This is a genomic window from Streptomyces sp. SP18CS02, assembly GCF_036322365.1.
Classification (GTDB): domain Bacteria; phylum Actinomycetota; class Actinomycetes; order Streptomycetales; family Streptomycetaceae; genus Streptomyces.
Genome location: NZ_JAQYXC010000303.1, coordinates 570,717 through 592,692, shown reverse-complemented (window position 1 = coordinate 592,692; position 21,976 = coordinate 570,717). Strand labels below are relative to the sequence as shown.

The window sequence follows — 21,976 nt, the reverse complement described above, 5'->3', positions numbered from 1 at the left end:
ATGAACCAGCAACTCGCGGGCTACGCCCCGACACCGGTCGCGGCCCGGATGGAGAACCATGGCCGCTCCATGCTCAAGGCCGCCATGGTCTCGGGGCAGGACCTGTACGCGCGCACCGGCTCGATGATCGCCTACGAGGGCTTCGTCCAGTACGAGCCCAACCCGCCCGCCGTCCGCCAGGTCGCCTCCCAGTGGGTGACCGGTGAGGGCGCGCCCCTGATGAAGTGCTCCGGCGACGGCCTGCTCTACCTCGCCGACTACGGCGCCGACGTCGTCGTCGTCAACCTCGACAACGACTCGCTCTCCATCAACGGCTCCAATGTGCTGGCCTTCGACGCCCACCTCCAGTGGGGCGTCGAGAAGGTGAAGGGCATGGCCAAGTTCGCCGGTCAGGGCCTGTGGAACGTGCAGATCTCCGGCACCGGGTGGATCGCCCTCACCTCGCGCGGGACCCCGATCGTCGTCGACTGCGGCCGTGGTGACGACGAGACGTACGTCGACCCCGACGCCCTCGTCGCCTGGTCGCCGTCGCTCAAGGTGAAGGGCAAGCGCAGCTTCAAGGCCTCCTCCCTGATCGGGCGGGGCAGCGGAGAGGCGTACCAGATGGCCTTCTCCGGACAGGGGATCGTCGTCGTACAGCCGAGCGAGGACAGTACCGACCGCCTGCGGATCCGGCACTGAGGGGGAGGGCAACACCATGCAGAGTCCGCTTTTCAGCCACACGGAACAGCAGACCCAGGACCGCTACGTGGTCCAGAACCCGCAGCTCCTGCGGGTCGCGCTGACCGGCCACGACGACGTCCTCGCCCGCAAGGGCGCCATGGTCGCGTACCAGGGGCTCATCGACTTCGACGGCGAGTACAAGACCGACGGCCAGCGCCGCGCCCGCGCGAACACGGGCGAGGGGCTGGAACTGATGCGCTGCTCCGGGCAGGGCACCGTCTATTTCGCCAACCTCGCCCAGTACATCCACGTGGTGGACGTCGACCAGGAGGGCATGACGGTCGACAGCGCCTATGTGCTGGCCCTCGACTCCACCCTGCACACCGAGGTCATCGCCGTGGACAGCCAGTACGGCATCTCCGGCTCCGGCAAGTACCAGCTCAACATCTCCGGCCGGGGCAAGGTCGCGCTGATGACCTCGGGCCAGCCGCTGATGATGCGTGTGACGCCCGACACGTACGTCAACGTCGATGCCGACGCGATCGTTGCCTGGTCCTCGTCGCTGCGGGTGCAGATGCAGGCCCAGACGCACTCCTCGAACGTCCGGCGGCGCCGCGGCACCACGGGAGAGGGCTGGGAGCTCAGCTTCCTGGGGCAGGGCTTCGCCCTGGTCCAGCCCAGCGAGGTCATGCCGCCGCAACACGCGGACCTGGGGCAGGGCGTGCGAGCCCAGTTCGGGGTGGGACAGAACGGCGCCCACGCCCAGAACCAGAACAACGCCTGGAACTGAGCCCTCCGCGCCCGCCTGCGGTCGGGTGGGGCGGCGGGCATGGCCGGGGGGCGGTCGCCATCGGCGCCCGCCCCCCGGCCGTTCACCGCCCGGCTACAGCGCCGCGCGGGCCGCGTCGACCAGCCGGACGACCGACGCGTCGGCGACGTCCGCCACCTCGTCGTACCCGAACCAGCGCAGGTCCAGCGACTCGTCGCTGATCGCCTCGACCGCGTCCGACGGCGCGAGCGCCACGTACTGGACGTCCAGATGCCAGTGGCAGGGCGCCGGGATCGCGTGCCGGTCCAGCCGCACAGGCCCTCCCGCCAGCAGCTCCAGCCCCGCGATGCCGGACTCCTCGGCCGCCTCGCGCAGCGCGGCCCTCTCCACGGTCGCGTCCCCGGGCTCGCAGTGGCCGCCCATCTGCAGCCACATGCCAAGCTTCCGGTGCAGCGTCAGCAGCACCCGGCCGCGCTCCGGGTCCACGACCAGCGCGCTCGCCGTCAGATGCCCGGCCTCGCACGCCTTCCACATGCCGTCGGGGTGCGTGTCCAGGTGCTCCAGGTACGTCCGGCGCAGCTCCGGCTGGTCCCCGTACCCCTTCAGTACGAGGACGGCGTCATCGTGCAGGCTCACTTGTCGGTGTCGTCCTCGTCATCGGCGCCGTCCGTGTCGGGCCCGGCCCCCTTCGGGCGGTCCTGGTTCCCGGCCGCCTCGCCCAGCATCTTGTCGAGCTCGGAGAAGTCCAGGTGCTCCCGGTGGACGAAGCCGTCCGGGTCGTCCAGGTCGGTCGCCGTCGGCAGCATGTCGGGGTGCTCCCACAGCGCGTCACGCCCGTCCATGCCGCGCGCGTCCGTGAGGGAGGCCCACAGCCGGGAGGCGTCCCGCAGCCGGCGCGGGCGCAGCTCCAGGCCGATCAGCGTCGCGAAGGTCTGCTCGGCGGGACCACCGGAGGCCCGGCGCCTGCGCAGCGTCTCGCGCAGTGCCCCCGCGGAGGTCAGACGGGCCTTGGCGGCCTCGTGGACCACCGCGTCGACCCAGCCCTCGACGAGGGCCAGGGCGGTCTCCAGACGGGCCAGCGCAGCCTTCTGCTCGGGCGTGTCCTCCGGCTGGAACATGCCCTGCTGGAGCGCCTCCTGCAACTGCTCCGGGTTGGACGGGTCGAGCTGCCCGACCGCGTCCTCCAGCTTGGAGGTGTCGACCTTGATGCCCCGCGCGTACCCCTCGACCGCGCCGAAGAGGTGCGAGCGCAGCCAGGGCACATGGGTGAAGAGCCGCTGGTGGGCCGCCTCGCGCAGCGCCAGGTACAGCCGCACCTCGTCCTTGGCCACGCCCAGGTCCTTGCCGAACGCCTCCACGTTCAGCGGGAGCAGCGCCGCCTTTCCGGCCGGGCCCAGCGGAAGCCCGATGTCGGTCGAGCCGACCACCTCGCCCGCCAGCGTGCCCACGGCCTGCCCGATCTGCTGGCCGAACATGGCTCCGCCCATCGAGCGCATCATGCCGATCAGCGGGCCCGCCATGGCCTGCATCTCCTCGGGCAGCACATCGCCCATGGCCGCGCCCACCCGCTCGGCGACCGGGTCGACCAGCTGCTGCCACGCGGGCAGCGTCGCCTCGACCCACTCCGCGCGGCTCCACGCCACGGAGGTGTTCGCCCCGGAGGGCAGTGAGGTCGCGCCGTCCAGCCACAGGTCGGCCAGCCGCACGGCCTCCTGCACGGCGGACCGCTCGGCCGGACCCACGCTGGCGTCCTTGGTGCCGTCGGAGGTGCCCTGGGCGACCGTCTGGCGGGCGATCTGCTTGGCCATGTCCCAGTTCACGGGACCGCCCTCGTAGCTGAGCATCTGGCCCAGCTGCTGGAAGGCCGCGCCCAGGTCGGTGGGGTTCAGCGAGCCGAACATGGCCGCGAACGGATTGTCCGCGCCGCCCGGCAGCCCGCCGAACCCGAAGGGGTCGCCACCCTGGCCACCACCGGCGGGTCCCTTCTTCTTGCCCTCGTCGCCGTTCTCCGGCTCCTCCGGCGGAAGGCCGAATCCGAATGGGGTGTCACTCACGGGTTTCCTCGGCTCGTAGGGCCGCCGGCTTCCTGCCGGCGGCGACTGCCCGACAACACCACCCAGGGTAGACATCCGGGCCGGATAAGGGCTCGGTGCTCCACTGGCTCGTGGCCTGCGGCAGGATGGACGCCACCTGGTACGTACGCGTCATACGCGTACGTACTGAAGACAACCGCTGGAGACGCCCGGTGAGTTCCCCAGATCCGCAGGTTCGCGCAGCGCGAAACCACTCGACCCAGTCAGTCGGCCGAGGACCCGTCGTCGCGGTCACCGGCGCCGCATCCGGCGTCGGCGACCTGCTGACCCGGCGCCTCGCCGCGTCCGAGGAGATCAAGCAGGTCATCGCCATCGACGAGCGCCGGGGCGAGGTCTCCGAGGCGCAGTGGCACATCCTCGACGTCCGTGATCCGGCCATCGCCGAGAAGCTGCGCGGCGCGGACGTCGTGGTGCACCTGGCGCTCGATCTCGATCTGGAGACCGACTCCGCCGCCCGCACCGCGTACAACGTCCGCGGCACCCAGACGGTGCTGACCGCGGCCGCCGCCGCGGGGGTCCACCGGGTCGTGCTGTGCACCTCCGCGATGGTCTACGGCGCGCTGCCGGAGAACGAGCTCCCGCTGTCCGAGGACGCCGAGCTGAAGGCGACCGCGGAGGCCACCGGTGTGGGCGACCTCCTGGAGATCGAGCGCCTGGCCCGCCGGGCCCCCCGCGCCCACCCGGGGCTGAACGTCACGGTGGTGCGGCCGGCCGTTCTGGTCGGCGGTACGGACACGGCGCTGACCCGCTACTTCGAGTCGCCCCGGCTGCTGGTGGTCGCGGGATCGCGGCCCGCCTGGCAGTTCTGCCACGTCGAGGACCTCGTCAGCGCGCTGGAGTACGCCGCGCTGGAGAAGGTCGAGGGGGAGCTGGCGGTCGGCTGCGACGGCTGGCTGGAGCAGGAGGAGGTCGAGGAGCTCAGCGGCATCCGCCGTATGGAGCTGCCCTCCGCGGTCGCGCTGGGCGCGGCGGCCCGGCTGCACCGGATCGGTCTCACCCCGTCCCCGGCCGGCGACCTGGCGTACACCATGCACCCGTGGGTGGTCAGCGTGGGCAGGCTGCACGACGCGGGCTGGCGCCCGCGCTGGACCAACGAGGAGGTCCTCGCCGCGCTCCTGGAGGAGGTCGAGGGACGCCATACGGTCGCGGGCCGCCGCCTGGGCCGCAAGGACGCCACCGCGGCGGGCGCGGCGGGGGCGACGGTCGCCCTCCTGGGCACGGCCGCCCTGGTGCGGCGCGTCCGCAAGCGCAGGGGCCTGTGAGCACGGCGTCCCGGGCGCCGTGAAGGCCGCCCGCGCACCGGCGCCACCGCTCTGTAGGAGGCTCCAACGCGCGCGGGCCCGGGCAGGGCGAAAGATCTATTCCGCGATGTCCGTCCCGTGCGGCACGATGGCTGTATGGCACCCATGTACGACCACCCCGGCGAGCACGGTGCGGACGACCCGATCCGGCTGCTGGCCATCCGCGACACCCCGCTCTCCCTCGACGAGGTCTTCCGGGCCGTCGGGGACGACGCCGCCGGCGGGACCGCGCTCTTCGTGGGCACCGTCCGCAACCATGACGCGGGGGCCGACGTCGACGCCCTCGGGTACTCGTGCCACCCCACGGCCGAGGCCGAGCTGCGCCGGGTGGCCGAGAAGGTCGTCGCGGACTTCCCCGTCCGGGCCCTGGCGGCCGTGCACCGCGTGGGCGATCTGGCGGTCGGCGACCTGGCGGTGGTCGTGGCGGTGTCGTGCCCGCACCGCGGTGAGGCCTTCGAGGCATGCCGGAAGCTGATCGACGATCTCAAGCACGAGGTGCCGATCTGGAAGCACCAGCGCTTCTCGGACGGCACGGAGGAGTGGGTCGGCGCCTGCTGAAACGGCTCGCGCGGGGCCCTCGGCGGCCACCACCCGGTGCCTGCCCAAGCGCCCGATTTGCGTAACCGCACCCCGGGCACGAGCGTTGAGACGGCGGATGGTTAATCTGCTGATCGGTCAGTTCGCTCACTCATGGGGACGGGAGGTCGCGATGGCAGTGCTCGCGTGGTTGCTGATCCCGCTCTTCGCCGCCATCGGCGCGGCGATATGGGGCGGCTGGGCCTCGAGAAGCCGGACCACGGAGGACGTGGCGGAGCTGGCGGGCTACGCACGCTTCCGCGACGCCATGGAGAAGTCCCGCACCGGCGGCGGCCCAGTCGGATGATCACCCCGTACGGACCGGCCCCACAGGTGCACTGACGGACCCGTCCCGTACTGTCGTTCCATGCCACGCCGCACCGCGACGATGCTCGCCTCCACCCTCGTTCTCATCGCGCTGCTCTGTGCCGGGGTCTTCATCAAGGTGCCCTACTCGGAGATGAGCCCGGGACCGACGGTCAACACGCTCGGCGAGGTGAGCGGCGAGCCGGTGCTTCAGATCTCCGGCCACCAGACCTACCCCACGACCGGTCATCTCAATATGACGACGGTCAGGGTCACCGGTGCGGACTACAGGATGAACCTCGCCGAGGCGGTCTACGGCTGGCTCGCCCACGACAGCGTGGTGGTCCCGCACGAGACGCTCTACCCGGACGGCCAGACCGAGGAGCAGTCCACCCAGGAGAACGCCGAGGAGTTCAGCCAGTCGCAGGAGAGCGCCAAGGTGGCGGCCCTCGACCAGTTGGGCATCCCGGTGACCTCACGCGTGATCGTCTCGTCCGTGCAGAAGGACAGCCCCGCCGAGGCGCTGCTGCACGCGGGCGATGTGATCAAGGCCGTGGACGGTACGGCGGTCAAGGCGCCGCAGGACGTGGCCAAGCTCGTCACCAAGCACCAGCCGGGTCAGGACGTGGTCTTCACCGTCGTCCCGGCCAAGGACGCGGCCACCGCCGAGAAGGCCGGCAAGGAGGCGACCGCCACCGAGCGGATCACCATCACCACCAAGCGGTCCGGCGAGGGCGGCCGCGCCATCGTCGGCATCCAGGCGGGGACGGACCACACCTTCCCGTTCACCGTCGACATCAAGCTGGCCGATGTGGGCGGACCGAGCGCGGGCCTGATGTTCTCCCTCGGTCTCGTCGACAAGCTGACCCCGGGGGACCTGACCGGCGGCAGGTTCGTCGCGGGCACCGGGACGATCGACGACACGGGCAAGGTCGGGCCGATCGGCGGTATCGCCATGAAGCTGGTCGGCGCGCGGAACGCCGGGGCCCGGTACTTCCTCACGCCCGCGGACAACTGCGCCTCGGCGGCGGCCGACACCCCGGACGGGCTCACCCTGATCAAGGTGAAGACGATCGACGACGCCGTGAAGGCGCTGGAGAAGGTGCGCGAGGGCGAGACGGCCGGCCTGCCGAGCTGCTCGACGGGCTGACGCCGCACGCCGGCCGGTGGGCCCCGGTCCCGCAGCGTCGCCCGCCGGGTGCGCCCGCGCCCTGTCCGCGGCCGTCCTCGGCCGTCGTACGCCCCGCCGGGCGTAGGACGTCGGACGGGCGCGTCCAGGGCCCGGGCACGGGGCCGGGCGCCCGGGCTCAGCCCTCGAAGGTCGCGGCCAGCGCGTCGGCGAGGCCCGGAACCAGGTCGGAGCCGGTGAGGACCTCGGTGGGGGAGTCCTTCTCCCGCAGCCGCAGCGCCGATTCGCGCGCGCCGTCACGCAGGACGGCGACCGTCATCCGGACCTCCTGGCGGTCCGGGTGGGCGGCCACCCACTTCGCCAGGCCGGCCTCGTCCAGCCCCTCGGGCACGGACGCCTCGGCCGACGGCGGCAGCATCAGGCGCTCCACCGTCATGGCGCACCCGGCCACCGCGTCGGGCCAGGCGACCGTGCCGAGGAACTCGTCCAGCGGCCGGTCGGAGGGGATCTCGTCCTGTTCGATCGGGGTGAGGGGGGCGGCGGCGTCCTCGCGGTCGAGGCCGAGCTGGGCGGCCAGGCCCGGCTCCTGGGTGCGCAGCCGCGCGGTGTCTACCAGGGCGAAGAGCCTGGCCGGCCGGTCCCAGCCGAGACCGGACGCGTACTCGTCGATTTCGAGCACCGCGCGCGTCAGCGGGCTCGCGGCCATCGGGGGACCTGAGGGGGAAACGTTGGACATGGGCAACATCCTGCCTCCTTTCGCCCCGGAGACGGGAACTAGGTAAAGCCTCAGTAAGTTGCATGAGTGGGCTCTACGATCGCTGGGCCTGCTTCAGGTGCTGCACAAGGCTGCACTCACTGCTTCCACACGACCGCGAACTTCGAGGGGCGCACGTTGGCTTTCCAGATGCCGGACCGCGGCGGAGGCCCGACCGGGCCACGGATCAGAGTCGGCCGGCCGTCCCGGCGGGCCCGCACGTTGCTCATGACGCTGGGCGTCCTGGCCGTCCTGGCCATGCTCTTCGTCATGTTCGCGGGCTTCTGGACGGACTGGCTCTGGTACCGCTCCGTCGAGTACTCGTCCGTCTTCACCACCACCCTGTGGACCAAGGTCGGGCTGTTCGCCGTCTTCGGTCTGCTGATGGCGCTGGCCGTCGGACTGAACATCTGGCTCGCGCACCGGCTGCGGCCGCCGCTGAGCGCGATGTCGCTGGAGCAGCAGAGCCTGGACCGCTACCGGATGAGTCTGGCGCCCTACAAGAAGTGGGTGCTCCTGGCGATCACGGCCCTCGTCGGGCTGATCGCCGGTGCCTCCGCGTCGGGGCAGTGGCGCACCTGGCTGATGTGGGTGAACGGCGTCCCCTTCGGCCAGAAGGACCCGCAGTTCAAGATGGACGTCGCGTTCTACGCGTTCGACCTGCCCTGGTACCGCTTCCTGCTGGGCTTCGGCTTCGCGGCCACCGTGCTGTCGCTGATCGCCGCCGCCCTGACGCACTACCTGTACGGCGGACTGCGCGTCACCAGCCCGGGCGCCCGGGCGACCGGCGCGGCCACCGGGCACCTGTCGGTGCTGCTGGGTGTCTTCGTCTCGCTGAAGGCGGTCGCCTACTGGCTCGACCGGTACGGCCTGGCCGTGAAGTCGAGCGACTTCAAGGCCACCGGAAACTGGACGGGCCTGCGGTACGTCGACGCCAACGCCTACCTCCCGGCCAAGACGATCCTCTTCTGCATCGCGGCGATCTGCGCCGTGCTGTTCTTCGCGACGCTCTGGCGCCGCACCTGGCAGCTGCCGGTGATCGGCTTCGGCCTGATGGTGCTGTCGGCGATCCTGATCGGCGGGCTCTACCCGGCGATCGTGCAGAAGTTCCAGGTCCAGCCGAACGAGCAGGCCAAGGAGGCGCCGTACATCGAGAAGAACATCGACGCCACGCGCAAGGCCTACGCCATCGACGGCACCAAGCCGGAGAACTACTCGGGCAAGTCCACGGTGAAGGCCAAGGACCAGCTGCGCAACGACGCCGACTCGGCGGCCAGCTACCGGCTGGTCGACCCGAACATCGTCTCGCCGACGTTCCAGCAGCTGGAGCAGAAGCGGAAGTACTACCAGTTCCCCACCACGCTCGATGTCGACCGGTACCAGGGCAAGGACACGGTCGTCGGTCTGCGTGAGCTCAACATCAAGGGCATCCCGAAGCGGAACTGGATCAACGACCACTTCACCTACACCCACGGCTATGGCGCGATCATGGCCACGGGCACCGGCACGGACGCCAACGGTTCGCCGATCTTCACCGAGTCCGGGCTGCCGACCACCGGCCAGGTCGGGAAGTACGAGCAGCGGATCTACTACGGCGAGAAGACCGAGCAGTACTCGATCGTGGGCGGCCCGCAGAAGGAGCTCGACTACGAGGAGAACGGCGAGAAGTCCACCAGCTACAAGGGCGACAGCGGGGTCAACCTCTCCAACGCCTTCAACCGGGCGGCCTACGCGGTGGCCTTCAGCGAGCCGCAGATCCTCTACTCCGGAGCCATCGGCGACGGTTCGCGCATCCTCTACAACCGCACGCCCAAGCAGCGCGTCGAGGCGGTCGCCCCGTGGCTGACCATCGACGGCGACGCCTACCCGGCGGTCGTCGACAACCGCATCCAGTGGATCGTCGACGCGTACACGACGACGAACGGCTACCCGTACGCGTCCCGCACGACGCTGGGCGACACCACCACGGACTCGCTGACCGCCGGCAACGACACGCGCGCCGTGGTCGCCCAGCAGAACCAGGTCAACTACATCCGCAACTCGGTGAAGGCCACCGTCGACGCGTATGACGGCACGGTGAAGCTGTACGAGTGGGACACCGAGGACCCGGTCCTCAAGACCTGGATGAAGGCGTTCCCCGGCACGGTCGAGTCGAAGGAATCGATCAAGCCGAGCCTCAAGCAGCACCTGCGCTACCCCCAGGACATGTTCAAGGTCCAGCGCGAGCTGCTCACCCGCTACCACGTCCAGGACGCCGCGCAGTTCTACAGCGGCAGTGACGCGTGGCAGGTGCCGGACGACCCGACCAACAAGGACGGCAACGCCGTTCCGCCCTATTACCTGAGCATGAAGATGCCCGGGGACAAGGCGCAGCAGTTCTCGCTGACGACGACGTTCACCCCCAACGGGCGGCCCAACCTGGGCGGCTTCATGGCGGTCGACGCCGACGCCAACAGCAAGGAGTACGGCCGGATAAGGCTCCTGAGAGTCACCTCCGACGTACCGGGGCCCGCGCAGGTGCAGAGCAAGCTCAACGGCCTGCCCTCCGTCGCCCAGTTCGTCCGGGACATGAAGGGCGCCGACTCCGACATCCAGTACGGCAACCTGCTCACCGTGCCGCTCGACGGCGGCTTCCTGTACGTCGAGCCGGTGTACGCGCAGGGCCGCAACGCGCTCTATCCGCTGCTCAAGAAGGTGGCGGTGTCCTACGTCGACGCCGATCAGCCGGAGGGCGACACGACCAAGGACACCACGGTGTTCGAGGACAACCTCGCCAAGGCACTGAACGCGGTCTTCGGGGTGGAGGGCCAGACGCCCACCACGCCGCCACCGCCGGGCGACACCACCAAGCCGCCGGCCACCGGTGAGGCGGCGCTGCAACAGGCGATCGCGGACGCGCAGAAGGCGTTCGCGGACGGCGAGGCGGCGATCAAGAAGGGCGACTGGACGGCGTACGGCAAGGCCCAGGCCGCCCTCGCGGAGGCGTTGCAGCGGGCCGCCGCGGCGGACGCCCAGAACAAGGCCCCCGCCCAGGGCGGTACCGGTACCGGCAGCGGCGACTCGGGCAGCTGAGCCGCACGCGGGGCGGGCCCGGGAGGGGTCCGCCCCGCGTTGTGGTACGGTTGGAACACAACGACGCGGGGTGGAGCAGCTCGGTAGCTCGCTGGGCTCATAACCCAGAGGTCGCAGGTTCAAATCCTGTCCCCGCTACTGAAGGCAAGGGCCCGGATCTTTCGAGATCCGGGCCTTTGTCGTGTCCGGGATGACCAAGGAAACCGTGGGGGGAAGAGGGTTCGGGCGGAGGGCAGTTGGGGTGAAACGTGTTTGACTTGTCTCCCTGTGGGCATGTCGACAAAACGCTGAAGTGACCTCACTGGCTGCGGTATACCAGGTGTACGCGGGTTGCGGGTGGTGCGACGATGGAATTTATGGGGGACAGGGCAACTCTGTTGGAGACAGGGCGGTTTGTGCACGGGCACACCGAGGGCGCCGTAACGGCGATGAGTGGCGTGACCATGGATGCCACCGCGATGGACGCCACCGCGATGGACGCTGCCACGATGGACGGCGTGGACGGCGGGGACACCGTCGAGACCGAGGCGCGGCACCGCAGCGCCGCCGAGAGCGGCGACACCGCGTCGATGAGCGTCCTCGGCGCGACACTGCTGCGCCGCGGCGACCTCGACGGGGCGGAACCCTATCTGCGCGCGGCCACGGCCGAGGGCGACCGTGCCGCGGCCAACAATCTGGGCGTACTGCTGCACCAGCGCGGGTACGCCGACGAGGCCGCCGGCTGGTGGCGTATCGCCGCCGTGGCCGGATCCGCGGCCGCCGCGCACGCACTGGGCCGCCACCACCGCGAGCGCGGTGACGAACCCGCCGCCGAGTACTGGCTGCGCCAGTCCGCGGAGCAGGGCCACGCCCTGGGCGCGTACGCCCTCGCCGACCTGCTGGAGCACCGCAGCGACGTCGGCGCCGAGCGCTGGCTGCGGGCCGCGGCCGAGCAGGGTCACCGTGAGGCGGCGTACCGCCTGGCGAGGGCCCTGGAGCGGCAGGCGCCGGAGGCCGGCCCGGACGCCGTGGCGGGCACCGACACGACGGGCGGGACGGACCTCGCCGACACGGCCGAGCAGTGGTACCGCCAGGCCGCCGCACGCGGGCACCGGCGCGCCGCGCTGCACCTCGGAGCGATCCTGGAGAAGCGCGGCGAGCTCAAGGAGGCGGGCCGCTGGTACCTCACGTCCGCCAAGGACGGCGAGGCCAGGGCCGCCTGCGCGCTCGGCTTCCTGCTGCGGGACGCGGGCGACGAGGAGAGCGCCGCCGTGTGGTGGCTGCGCGCCGCCCAGGACGGGGACGGCAACGCGGCGAACGCGCTGGGCGCCCTGCACGCCGCCCGCGGCGAGCACCAGACCGCCGAGCGCTGGTACCGCGCGGCCATGGACGCCGGGGACGTCAACGGCGCCTACAACCTCGGGCTGCTGTACGCGGCGCAGGACCGCACGGCCCAGGCCGACCAGTGGTACCGCCGCGCCGCCTACGCGGGGCACCGCGAGGCCGCCAACGCCCTGGCCGTCCTGCTCCTGCAGAACGGCGACCCGAACGGCGCCGAGCCCTGGTTCTCCAAGGCGGCCGAGGCGGGCAGCGTGGACGCCGCCTTCAACCTGGGCATCCTCTACGCGGGCCGGGACGACGACCGCGCGGCGCTGGTGTGGTACGAGCGCGCGGCGGCGGCCGGCCACACCGAGGCCGCGCTCCAGGTCGGCATCGCCCTGCTCCGCGACGGCGACGAGCAGGCGGCGGAGCGCCATCTGCGGTGCGCGGCGGGCGGCGGCAGCGCCGAGGCCGCCTACCGGCTGGCCACGGTCCTCGACGCGCGTCAGCCGCCGCCGGGGCCGCCCCCGCTCGGGGAGCCGCAGGCGCCGAAGACCGAGTGCGAGGAGTGGTACGAGCGGGCGGCCGAGCAGGGCCACCGCCGCGCCCAGGTCCGGGTCGGCATGCTCGCCGCAGCCCGCGGTGACATCGCCGACGCCGGGCGCTGGTACCGGGAGGCCGCGGAGGCGGGCAGCCGCAACGGCGCGTTCAACCTCGGTCTGCTGCTCGCCCGGGAGGGGAACGAGCGCGAGGCGTCGCTCTGGTGGACCAGGGCGGCCCGCGCGGGACACGGCCGGGCCGCGCTGCGCCTGGCGCTGCTCGCCGCCCGTCGGGGCGAGCTCACGGAGGGCCGGCGCTGGTGCGCCCGGGCCGTCGAGCTCGGCCCGGCCGAGGTGGCGGAGAGGGCGGCTCGCCTGAGCGAGGCGCTGCACCAGGAACTCACCGCGTGATCTGCCCTCCCACCTGCGGCGGGGAAGAGATTTGCTCTGGTCCATGTGGTCCCGTAAGGTGGTGTTCACCGACGCGGGGTGGAGCAGCTCGGTAGCTCGCTGGGCTCATAACCCAGAGGTCGCAGGTTCAAATCCTGTCCCCGCTACTGAAGACCTGAGGCCCGGATCCATCGAGGATCCGGGCCTCAGGTGTTTTCGTATCTCCACGCTTCCGTGTGACCGCGCCTTCCGCGCCTTCCGCGTCTTCGGTGCCTTGCGCGCGAGTACGGCTTCGCGGCCGGGCGTGCGGGTTGCGCGCGCGGAGGCGGGCGAAGGGCCCGATGGAGCGGCCGGGGCATGCGAAGAGCCCCCCGCGGGTGCGGGGGGCTATTCCTGGACCGGTTCCCGAATGCCCGAGGCCCGAAGGCTCAGGCGGTGACGCAGTTCGGGCAGATGCCGCGGTAGGTGACCTCCACGTCCGAGACCGTGAAGCCGAAGCGCTCCGCGTCCGGGAGGTCCGCCAGCGGGTTGCCCGACGGGTGCACATCGCGGATGGCGCCGCAGCGGGCGCAGACGAGGTGCTGGTGGGGCCGGTGGGCGTTCGGGTCGTAGCGCTTGGCGCGGCGGTCCGTGGACACCTCCAGGACCTCGCCCAGGGTCACCAGTTCACCCAGCGTGTTGTAGACCGTCGCCCGGGAGATCTCGGGAAGCCGCTCGACGGCGCGAGCGTGGACCTCGTCGGCCGTCAGGTGTACATGGTCCCCGTCGAGGACCTCGGCCACGACGCGCCGCTGCGCGGTCATCCGCCAGCCGCGTCCGCGCAGCCGTTCCAACAGGTCGCTCATGAAGACCAGCCTAACAGGGAGGGGACCCAGTCCCGAACGGGTGTGGCTTTGGATAGGGGCTTGACTTAGACAATGTCCATTGTAGGATCGGGATCGGCATTAGCCAAGGGACAGGACTTGCAGGAATTACGCAGGAGGCGCACGTGACGCAGGGACCGCTCACCACGGAGGCCGGGGCGCCGGTCGCCGACAACCAGAACAGCGAGACCGCGGGCCTCGGCGGTCCCGTTCTGGTGCAGGACCAGCTGCTGCTGGAGAAGCTCGCGCACTTCAACCGTGAGCGCATCCCGGAGCGGGTCGTCCACGCGCGTGGCGCGGCCGCTTACGGCACCTTCACGGTGACCGCCGATGTCACGCGGTACACCCGCGCGAACTTCCTCTCCGAGGTCGGCAAGCAGACGGAGACCTTCCTGCGCTTCTCGACCGTCGCGGGCAACCTCGGCTCGGCCGACGCGGTGCGCGACCCCCGGGGCTGGGCGCTGAAGTTCTACACCGAAGAGGGGAACTACGACCTCGTCGGCAACAACACCCCGGTGTTCTTCATCAAGGACGCCATCAAGTTCCCCGACTTCATCCACACGCAGAAGCGCGACCCGTACACGGGCTCGCAGGAAGCCGACAACGTGTGGGACTTCTGGGGGCTGTCCCCGGAGTCGACGCACCAGGTGACGTGGCTCTTCGGTGACCGCGGCATCCCGGCCACCTACCGTCACATGAACGGGTACGGCTCGCACACGTACCAGTGGAACAACGAGGCCGGCGAGGTCTTCTGGGTCAAGTACCACTTCAAGACCGACCAGGGGATCAAGAACCTGACCACCGACGAGGCCAACCGCCTCTCCGGTGTGGACCCGGACTCCCACCAGCGGGACCTGCGCGAGTCGATCGAGCGCGGTGAGTTCCCGTCCTGGACCGTCCAGGTGCAGATCATGCCGGCGGCCGAGGCGGCCAACTACCGCTTCAACCCGTTCGACCTCACCAAGGTGTGGCCGCACGAGGACTACCCGCCGATCGAGATCGGCAAGCTGGAGCTCAACCGCAACCCGGAGAACATCTTCGCCGAGGTCGAGCAGTCGATCTTCTCCCCGGCGCACTTCGTGCCCGGCATCGGCCCGTCGCCCGACAAGATGCTCCAGGGCCGTCTCTTCGCGTACGGCGACGCCCACCGCTACCGCGTCGGCATCAACGCCGACCACCTTCCGGTGAACCGTCCGCGTGCCACCGAGGCGCGGACCAACAGCCGGGACGGCTTCCTCTACGACGGCCGTCACAAGGGTGCGAAGAACTACGAGCCGAACAGCTTCGGCGGCCCGTTCCAGACGGACCGGCCGCTGTGGCAGTCCACTCCGGTCACCGGCGGCACGGGCAACCACGAGGCGCCGAGCCACGCCGAGGACAACGACTTCGTACAGGCGGGCAACCTCTACCGCCTGATGTCGGAGGACGAGAAGGGCCGCCTGATCGACAACCTGGCGGGCTTCATCTCCAAGGTCTCGCGTGACGACATAGCCGACCGCGCGATCAACAACTTCCGTCAGGCCGACGGAGACTTCGGCAAGCGGCTGGAGGCCGCGGTCCAGGCCCTGCGCGGCTGAAAGCACTGGATCGCTTGTCGTTGACGGAGGGCCGGATCCCCAGGGGGGTCCGGCCCTTCCGCGTGTCCTACCCGGCCATGGTGGCGGCCGGCCGTCGCACCGGAACCCAGCAGCGGATGATGTCGCGCACGGAGACGATGCCGACGGGGCCGTGGCCGTCGAGCACGATCAGATGGCGGAAGCCGCCGTGGGTCATCGCTCCCGCCGCGTCCTCCAGGGTCCAGCCCGGTGCCGCGAAGACGACGTCGGTGGTGGTGTGCGCGCCGGCCGTCTCGATGTCCGGGTTCTGGCCGGCGCCGACGGAGACGAGGATGTCGCGCTCGGTGAGTATGCCGAGCCCGCTGGTGTCACGGTCGAGGACGACGGCGGCGCCGACGCGGCGCGCCGCCATCAGCGCGGCCGCCTGGCGAAGGGTGTGCGCGGGTCCGATGGTGAGGACCACCGTGCTCATGGCGTCACGGACGAGCATGGACGGAGCCACCTCCTTGAGGAGTCCTGTGATCCCGTGACCCTCCGTGCGTCCCGACAGCGGACCGGACGGCCGCCGGTCTCCCGGATCGGCCACCCTGCAAACAGAAAGGATTCACAAGTTCACAAGTGGGGGTGCCTTCAGAGTGGCAGCCATTCGCGGTCTCAACAAGGGGCCGTGCGCAACAGGCGCACACTCGCCACGAGGCGAGCGGCGCCTGGTCGTCACCGTCAGTAGCGCTGGTTCAGATAACCGAGCAGCTCCTCGTGGAGCAGGCCGTTGGACGCCGCCGCGTTGCCGCTGTGCGGTCCGGGCTTCCCGTCCAGGCCGGTGAACGACCCGCCCGCCTCCTGCACCACGATGGCGGTCGCCGCCATGTCCCACAGCGACAGCTCCGGTTCGGCGCAGATGTCCACGGAACCCTCGGCGACCATCATGTACGGCCAGAAGTCCCCATAGGCGCGCGTCCGCCAGCACGCCCGCGAGAGGTCCAGGAAGCCGTCCAGCCGGCCCTGCTCCTCCCAGCCGGTGAGCGACGAGTACGAGAACGAGGCGTCCGACAGCTCGGACACCTTGGAGACCTGGAGCCGCGTCGCCGACGCCAGACTCCGGCCGGCGTAGGCGCCCAGCCCCTTGGCCGCCCACCAGCGGCGCCCCAGCGCGGGGGCCGACACCACGCCCACGACCGGCTGGAAGCCGCCTTCGCCCGCCTCCATCAGCGAGATCAGGGTCGCCCAGACGGGCACCCCGCGCACATAGTTCTTGGTGCCGTCGATGGGGTCGATCACCCATCGGCGCGGGCCCGTGCCCTCCACGCCGTACTCCTCGCCGAGGATCGCGTCACGCGGCCTGGCCCTGTGCAGATGGCCCCGGATCAGCTCCTCGGCGGCCTTGTCGGCCTCACTCACCGGCGTCATGTCCGGCTTGGTCTCGACCTTGAGGTCGAGAGCCCTGAACCGGTCCATCGTGGCGGCGTCGGCGGCATCCGCGAGAACGTGGGCAAGACGCAGATCATCGTGGTAGTCGGCCATGTGCCGCACTCTATCCCGGAGGATCGACGGGTTCCGCGGGGACTCTTGACAGTGCGTGGCGAGGCGTCAACTCTGAGCGCAGAGCCGGTTGGCCTGGAAGGCGGCCGCCTGGGAGGCGACGATGCCCACCGCGCGAGAAGCACTGCTGGACGCCGCTTCCGCGGCGCTCGCGGGACTGCCGTGGTCGGCTGTCCGGATGGTCGACGTCGCGTCGGCCGCGGGGCTGTCCCGGCAGACCCTCTACAACGAGTTCGGAAGCAAGGACGGCCTCGCCCGCGCCCTGGTGCGGCGTGAGGCCGACGCCTATCTGCGCGGGGTCGAGCACATCCTCGCGGACCGGCCGCACCGAACCGACCCGCTCGTCTCGGTCGCCGAGTGGACCGTCAGCCAGGCGCACGGCAGACCGCTGCTGCGCGCCCTGCTCACCGGCTGCTGGGGTGAACGGCTGCCCGCGCCCCGGCCCGCCCGGACGCCGGGCGCCGCACCCGGGCCGCCCCGCGCCCGCGCGCAGCGCCGGGCGGACGCCGGGCCGCCCGCCCCCGGTGAGCTCGCCGCGGAGGTATGGGAACGCTCGCGCGCCGCCCTGGAGCGGGGCGGCGCCCACGGGCGCAGCGTGCAGGAGACGTGCGCGCTGGCCCACCGCTGCGAGCTGGCCGTCCGGCTCGCCCTGTCCTATGTGGTCGCGCCCGGCGGCGAGGGCGTCGGCGTGCTGGTGCGTACCGCCTGCGGAGGCCCGGACGTCAGTGGGACGAGCCCGAGAGCTGGAGACCGATGACCCCCGCGATCACCAGCGCGATCGAGACCAGCTTCAGGGTGGACGCCACTTCGCCCAGGAAGACCATCCCGTAGATCGCCGTGCCCGACGCGCCGATGCCGGTCCACACCGCGTACGCCGGGCCGACGTCGAGTTTGCGCAGCGACAGCGTCAGCAGGCCGAAGCTCCCCAGCGCGAAGCAGGCGAAGGCGATCGTCGGCCACAGCCGGGTGAAGCCGTGCGAGAGCTTGAGGCAGACGGCGAAACCGGTTTCCAGCAGACCAGCGACCACGACCAGCAGCCACGCCATAGCCAGAGCCTCCCGCGTCGATGACTGCTTCGTCTCACTTGGTGCGATTATGCACTTACCAAGCGTGGCCACCCGCAAACGTGCGCGAGTCAGTCGCCCTCGCGCCGCTCACGGGTCGACAACAGCCGCCGCAGCGAATAGAGGCGGGCCGGATCCGCGTGCCCCTCGGCCACCCAGGCGTCCAGCGCGCAGTCCGGTTCGTCGTGGCTGCACGCGCGCGGGCAGTTCTCCGTGCCCTGCCGGAGGTCAGGGAAGGCGAGGATGACCCGGGACGGATCGACGTGGTGGAGCCCGAAGGACCGCACGCCCGGAGTGTCGATCACCCAGCCCCGCGCGCCGTCGAGCGGCAGCGCGAGGGCGGACGTGGTGGTGTGCCTGCCGCGCCCCGTCACCGCGTTGACGATGCCGGTGGAGCGCCGCCGCTCCTCCGGCACGAGCGCGTTCACCAGGGTCGTCTTGCCGACGCCCGAGTGGCCCACGAAGGCGGTGGTGCGGCCGCCGAGGTGCTCGCGCACCCGGTCGGCGGCATGCCCGTCGTACAGCTCCTCGCGGTTGGTCACCACGTACGGGATGTCCAGCGCGCCGTACAGCTCCAGCAGCTTCTCGGGCGGGGCGAGGTCCGACTTGGTGAGCACCAGCAGCGGCTCCAGGCCGCCGTCGAACGCCGCCACCAGGCAGCGGTCGATCAGCCGCGGCCGCGGCTCGGGGTCGGCCAGCGCCGTGACGATGGCCAGCTGGTCGGCGTTGGCGACGACCACCCGCTCGTAGGGGTCGTCGTCGTCGGCCGTGCGGCGCAGCACCGAACCGCGTTTCTCGATCCGGACGATGCGCGCCAGGGTGTCCTTCCTGCCGGACAGATCACCGACCAGGGACACCCGGTCCCCGACCACGGCGGCCTTGCGGCCCAGCTCGCGCGCCTTCATCGCCATGACCGTGCGGTCGTCGACCAGGCAGGTGAGGCGGCCGCGGTCCACCGTGAGGACCATCCCCTCGGAGGCGTCCTCGTGCTTCGGCCGGATACTGGTCCGAGGCCGGTTGCCCTTGGGGTTGGGACGGGAGCGGATGTCGTCCTCGTCGGGGTTCTTGCCGTAGCGGCGCATGTCGTCAGCCCTCGAGCATTCCGGTCCACATCTGCGGGAAGTCCGGCAGGGTCTTGGCGGTGGTCGCGACGTTCTCGATCCGTACGTCCTTGACGGCGAGGCCGATGATCGCGCCGGCCGTCGCCATCCGGTGGTCGTCGTACGTGTGGAAGACGCCCCCGCTCAGCGGGCGCGGGCGGATGTGCAGTCCGTCGGCCGTCTCCGTCACATCACCGCCCAGCTCGTTGATCTCCTTGGTCAGGGCCGCCAGGCGGTCCGTCTCGTGGAGCCTGAGGTGGGCCACGCCGCGCAGCGTGGACGGCGAGTCGGCGAGGGCGGCGACCGCCGCGATGCCGGGGGTCAGCTCGCCGACCTCGCCCAGGTCCACGTCGATGCCGTGGATGACGCCCGTGCCGGTGAAGGTCAGGCCGCGCTCGGTGAGCTCGCAGGCTCCACCCATCTCGGTGAAGATCTCGCGCAGCGCGTCACCTGGCTGGGTGGTGCGCTCGGGCCAGTCGGGGATGGTGACCCGTCCGCCGGTGACCAGCGCGGCCGCCAGGAACGGCTGGGCGTTGGACAGGTCCGGCTCGACGGTCAGGTCCCGGCCGAGGAGCGCGGAGGGGGAGACCCGCCAGACGTTCGGCTCGCCGCCGGTCTCCGGCTCGTCCACCTGCGCGCCCACCGAACGGAGCATGTCGACGGTCATCCGGATGTGCGGCATGGAGGGCAGCGTCGCACCCGTGTGGCGTACCTCGACACCCTGGTTGAAGCGCGGCGCCGAGAGCAACAGGGCGCTGACGAACTGCGACGACGACGAGGCGTCGATCTCGACGGGACCGCCGTCGAGGGCGCCGCTCCCGTGCACCGTCATGGGCAGCGAACTGCGGCCGTCGTCGTCGATCCGGGCGCCCAGGGCGCGCAGGGCGTCGATCACGCCGTCCAGGGGCCGCTCGTAGGAACGCGGGTCGCCGTCGAACCTGACCGGGCCGTCCACCAGCGTGGCGACCGGCGGCAGGAAGCGCATGACCGTGCCGGCGTTGCCGACGTCGATGGTGGCCGGGCCGTGCAGGCCGGCCGGGATGACGCGCCACGCCTCGCCGGAGCAGCCGGGGTCACCCGCGCCGGCGGAGCTCGACGACACCGTCTCCTCGATGCCGACACCGAGCGTGCGCAGCGCCGCCGCCATGAGCAGGGTGTCGCGGGAGCGCAGCGGGCGGCGCAGCCAGCCGGGCTCGGAGGCGAGGGCGGCGAGCACCAGGCCGCGATTGGTGACCGACTTGGATCCGGGCACGGTGACGGTCGCGTCGACGGGACCGCTCGCGTGCGGGGCGGGCCAGAGGTCGGGGTGCGCGGGGCTTTCGGTCATGCCCCTCACTCTAGACGGGCCTTTCGGGCAGCTCGGCTCAGAGACCGAGCAGCCAGCGGCCGCCACCGGTCAGCGAGCAGAGCGATACCGCGTGGAAGAGGAAGAGCCACAGGGGGGCCGGAACGTTCGTGAGCCGCGAGAGCTGGTCCGCGTCCGAGTCCGGCGCCCCGCCGTGGCGGCGCTTGGCCTGGAGCTCGAAAGCGGGGCGGACACCGCCGAGGAGCAGGAACCAGACGACGCTGTACGCGAAGGCGGCCTGCACGACCGGTTCGGTCAGCCAGGAGATCAGCAGAAAGGTGGCACCCGTCAGGATGACGGTGAGGGCCCCGTACGCGTTGCGGATCATGACCAGCATGACGATCAGGAGCGCCGTCGCCACCCACAGCAGGAGCGTGATCCGGTGCGCGGCGAGCAGCCACGCCCCGCCGAGGCCGAGCAGCGACGGCGCGGTGTAGCCCGCCGCCGCGGTGAGGATCATGCCGAGCCCCGTCGGCCTGCCCCTGCTGACGGTGAGGCCGCTGGTGTCGGAGTGCAGCCGGATGCCGTCGAGGCGGCGGCCGGTGAGCAGGGCGACCAGGCCGTGACCGCCTTCATGGGCGATGGTGATCGCGTTGCGTGCTGTCCGCCACACCGCGTGCGGCACGGTCACGGCGAGGGCGGCGACGGCCGTCGCCACGACGAGCCACACGTCCGGGGCGGGCTGGGTACCGAAGACGTCGGTGCTGGCCATTTCTCGGACGGCTCCTCAAACGGGTCGGGGGTCGTGGCAGTGTTGGCAGGTATGTGCGGACGTTATGCGGCGAGTCGCAGGCCCGAGGACCTGGCAGGACTCTTCCAGGTCGAGAAGTGGGAGCCGGAGGAGACCCTGGCCCCCGACTGGAACGTGGCCCCGACCAAAGAGGTGTACGCGGTACTGGAACGCCCTCTGAAAGACGCGGATTCACCACGTCCGGTTCGGCAGCTGCGCGCATTGAAGTGGGGACTCGTGCCCTCCTGGGCGAAGACGCCCGAGGGCGGCGCCCGCATGATCAACGCCCGGGCGGAGACCGTCCACGAGAAGCCGTCGTTCAGGAGGGCCTTCTCCGCGCGCCGCTGCATCCTGCCGGCCGACGGCTATTACGAGTGGGTGACCGGCGCGGGCGAGCGGCAGCTGGAGGAGCAGGGGAGGAAGAAGCGGCCCCGCAAACAGCCGTACTTCGTCCTGCCCGCCGACGGGTCGGTCTTCGCGATGGCCGGACTGTACGAGTTCTGGCGTGACCGCACGCTGCCCGACGACCACCCGGCCGCCTGGTGGGTGACCTGCTCCGTCATCACCACCGAGGCGGAGACCGGGCCGCTCGGGGTGGCACCCGCCGACGGCCCGCGGGCACTGGCGGACATCCACCCGCGGATGCCGCTGATGCTCCCCCCGGACCGCTGGGACGCCTGGCTGGACCCGGCCCGCACGGACCCCGACGACCTGCGGGGACTGCTGGCGCCGCCGCCGGAGGGCCTGATGCGGGCGTACCCGGTGGCCACCGCGGTGAGCAACGTCCGCAACAACGGTCCCGAACTGCTGAAGGAGCTCGCCGCGCCCGAGGAGGAGACCCTCTTCTGAGGCCGCGGGCGGCCGTCCGGGACCTCGTCGGGGCTCCCG

At 71.3% G+C, this 21,976-nt stretch carries 21 protein-coding genes and 2 tRNA genes; 13 read left to right on the top strand and 10 right to left on the bottom strand.

Annotated features, from left to right (window positions below; translation table 11 throughout):
• Positions 1 to 681 (top strand): AIM24 family protein, encoded by a 681-nt coding sequence (locus PUR26_RS33565; protein WP_329878479.1) that lies wholly within the window; start codon positions 1 to 3, stop codon positions 679 to 681.
• Positions 682 to 697: 16 nt separating this feature from the next.
• Positions 698 to 1,453: an AIM24 family protein gene (locus PUR26_RS33560; RefSeq protein ID WP_329878477.1), complete on the top strand. Its 756-nt coding sequence runs from the start codon at positions 698 to 700 to the stop codon at positions 1,451 to 1,453.
• Between the two features lie 93 nt (positions 1,454 to 1,546).
• On the opposite strand, the gene PUR26_RS33555 is transcribed toward PUR26_RS33560, so the two are convergent.
• On the bottom strand, positions 1,547 to 2,068 hold the full coding sequence (locus tag PUR26_RS33555) for an NUDIX hydrolase (RefSeq protein WP_329878475.1): 522 nt from the start codon (positions 2,066 to 2,068) through the stop codon (positions 1,547 to 1,549).
• Positions 2,065 to 3,486 carry a zinc-dependent metalloprotease gene (locus PUR26_RS33550; RefSeq protein ID WP_329878473.1) on the bottom strand — a complete coding sequence of 474 codons (1,422 nt, stop codon included), beginning with the start codon at positions 3,484 to 3,486 and terminating at the stop codon, positions 2,065 to 2,067. The genes PUR26_RS33555 and PUR26_RS33550 overlap by 4 nt, the downstream gene beginning before the upstream one ends.
• Positions 3,487 to 3,677: 191 nt before the next feature.
• Here PUR26_RS33550 and PUR26_RS33545 point away from each other — a divergent pair, with 191 nt between their 5' ends.
• The 4 genes from PUR26_RS33545 to PUR26_RS33530 all read left to right on the top strand — a co-directional run bounded on the left by PUR26_RS33545 (position 3,678) and on the right by PUR26_RS33530 (position 6,858).
• Positions 3,678 to 4,787, top strand: coding sequence for an SDR family oxidoreductase (locus PUR26_RS33545; RefSeq protein WP_329878471.1), 1,110 nt, complete (start codon positions 3,678 to 3,680; stop codon positions 4,785 to 4,787).
• Between the two features lie 135 nt (positions 4,788 to 4,922).
• On the top strand, positions 4,923 to 5,384 hold the full coding sequence (locus PUR26_RS33540) for a molybdenum cofactor biosynthesis protein MoaE (RefSeq protein WP_329878469.1): 462 nt from the start codon (positions 4,923 to 4,925) through the stop codon (positions 5,382 to 5,384).
• A gap of 151 nt (positions 5,385 to 5,535) precedes the next feature.
• Positions 5,536 to 5,709: a hypothetical protein gene (locus tag PUR26_RS33535; protein WP_329878467.1), complete on the top strand. Its 174-nt coding sequence runs from the start codon at positions 5,536 to 5,538 to the stop codon at positions 5,707 to 5,709.
• Positions 5,710 to 5,769: 60 nt separating this feature from the next.
• Positions 5,770 to 6,858, top strand: a complete 1,089-nt coding sequence (locus PUR26_RS33530) for a YlbL family protein (RefSeq protein ID WP_329878465.1) — start codon at positions 5,770 to 5,772, stop codon at positions 6,856 to 6,858.
• Positions 6,859 to 7,015: 157 nt separating this feature from the next.
• Here PUR26_RS33530 and PUR26_RS33525 read toward each other — a convergent pair whose 3' ends face one another.
• Positions 7,016 to 7,573 carry a PPA1309 family protein gene (locus PUR26_RS33525; protein WP_329878463.1) on the bottom strand — a complete coding sequence of 186 codons (558 nt, stop codon included), beginning with the start codon at positions 7,571 to 7,573 and terminating at the stop codon, positions 7,016 to 7,018.
• Positions 7,574 to 7,741: 168 nt separating this feature from the next.
• Here PUR26_RS33525 and PUR26_RS33520 point away from each other — a divergent pair, with 168 nt between their 5' ends.
• The 4 genes from PUR26_RS33520 (at position 7,742) to PUR26_RS33505 (ending at position 13,058) form a co-directional block, all read left to right on the top strand.
• Complete coding sequence (locus PUR26_RS33520; RefSeq protein ID WP_329878609.1) at positions 7,742 to 10,663, top strand: UPF0182 family membrane protein; 2,922 nt, start codon at positions 7,742 to 7,744, stop codon at positions 10,661 to 10,663.
• Between the two features lie 64 nt (positions 10,664 to 10,727).
• Positions 10,728 to 10,801 (top strand) — tRNA-Met (locus PUR26_RS33515).
• A gap of 209 nt (positions 10,802 to 11,010) precedes the next feature.
• The gene (locus PUR26_RS33510) at positions 11,011 to 12,912 is read left to right on the top strand and encodes a tetratricopeptide repeat protein (RefSeq protein WP_329878461.1); all 1,902 of its coding nucleotides are present in this window, start codon (positions 11,011 to 11,013) and stop codon (positions 12,910 to 12,912) included.
• Between the two features lie 72 nt (positions 12,913 to 12,984).
• A tRNA-Met gene (locus PUR26_RS33505) sits at positions 12,985 to 13,058 on the top strand.
• Positions 13,059 to 13,319: 261 nt separating this feature from the next.
• Here the strand turns inward: PUR26_RS33505 and PUR26_RS33500 are convergent.
• Positions 13,320 to 13,736: a Fur family transcriptional regulator gene (locus tag PUR26_RS33500; RefSeq protein WP_329878459.1), complete on the bottom strand. Its 417-nt coding sequence runs from the start codon at positions 13,734 to 13,736 to the stop codon at positions 13,320 to 13,322.
• A gap of 125 nt (positions 13,737 to 13,861) precedes the next feature.
• Here PUR26_RS33500 and PUR26_RS33495 point away from each other — a divergent pair, with 125 nt between their 5' ends.
• Positions 13,862 to 15,331: a catalase gene (locus tag PUR26_RS33495; protein ID WP_329878607.1), complete on the top strand. Its 1,470-nt coding sequence runs from the start codon at positions 13,862 to 13,864 to the stop codon at positions 15,329 to 15,331.
• A 67-nt stretch (positions 15,332 to 15,398) separates the two neighbouring features.
• Here PUR26_RS33495 and PUR26_RS33490 read toward each other — a convergent pair whose 3' ends face one another.
• On the bottom strand, positions 15,399 to 15,800 hold the full coding sequence (locus PUR26_RS33490; RefSeq protein WP_329878457.1) for a CBS domain-containing protein: 402 nt from the start codon (positions 15,798 to 15,800) through the stop codon (positions 15,399 to 15,401).
• 230 nt (positions 15,801 to 16,030) lie between these two features.
• Positions 16,031 to 16,831 (bottom strand): histidinol-phosphatase, encoded by an 801-nt coding sequence (gene hisN, locus PUR26_RS33485; RefSeq protein WP_329878455.1) that lies wholly within the window; start codon positions 16,829 to 16,831, stop codon positions 16,031 to 16,033.
• A gap of 121 nt (positions 16,832 to 16,952) precedes the next feature.
• Here hisN and PUR26_RS33480 point away from each other — a divergent pair, with 121 nt between their 5' ends.
• Positions 16,953 to 17,606 (top strand): TetR/AcrR family transcriptional regulator, encoded by a 654-nt coding sequence (locus tag PUR26_RS33480; protein WP_329878453.1) that lies wholly within the window; start codon positions 16,953 to 16,955, stop codon positions 17,604 to 17,606.
• Here PUR26_RS33480 and PUR26_RS33475 read toward each other — a convergent pair.
• The 4 genes from PUR26_RS33475 to PUR26_RS33460 form a co-directional block, all read right to left on the bottom strand.
• Positions 17,572 to 17,895, bottom strand: coding sequence for a DMT family transporter (locus tag PUR26_RS33475; protein WP_329878451.1), 324 nt, complete (start codon positions 17,893 to 17,895; stop codon positions 17,572 to 17,574). The two genes, PUR26_RS33480 and PUR26_RS33475, sit on opposite strands and share 35 nt — an antisense overlap.
• Positions 17,896 to 17,984: 89 nt before the next feature.
• Entirely contained in the window at positions 17,985 to 18,995 is a 1,011-nt protein-coding gene (rsgA, locus tag PUR26_RS33470; RefSeq protein ID WP_329878449.1) for a ribosome small subunit-dependent GTPase A, read from the bottom strand.
• Positions 18,996 to 18,999: 4 nt separating this feature from the next.
• On the bottom strand, positions 19,000 to 20,340 hold the full coding sequence (aroA, locus tag PUR26_RS33465) for a 3-phosphoshikimate 1-carboxyvinyltransferase (protein ID WP_329878447.1): 1,341 nt from the start codon (positions 20,338 to 20,340) through the stop codon (positions 19,000 to 19,002).
• A 37-nt stretch (positions 20,341 to 20,377) separates the two neighbouring features.
• Positions 20,378 to 21,070, bottom strand: coding sequence for a M50 family metallopeptidase (locus PUR26_RS33460; protein WP_329878445.1), 693 nt, complete (start codon positions 21,068 to 21,070; stop codon positions 20,378 to 20,380).
• A 51-nt stretch (positions 21,071 to 21,121) separates the two neighbouring features.
• On the opposite strand from PUR26_RS33460, the gene PUR26_RS33455 reads away from it, so the two are divergent.
• Positions 21,122 to 21,937: an SOS response-associated peptidase gene (locus tag PUR26_RS33455; protein WP_329878443.1), complete on the top strand. Its 816-nt coding sequence runs from the start codon at positions 21,122 to 21,124 to the stop codon at positions 21,935 to 21,937.
• Positions 21,938 to 21,976: the final 39 nt, after the last annotated feature.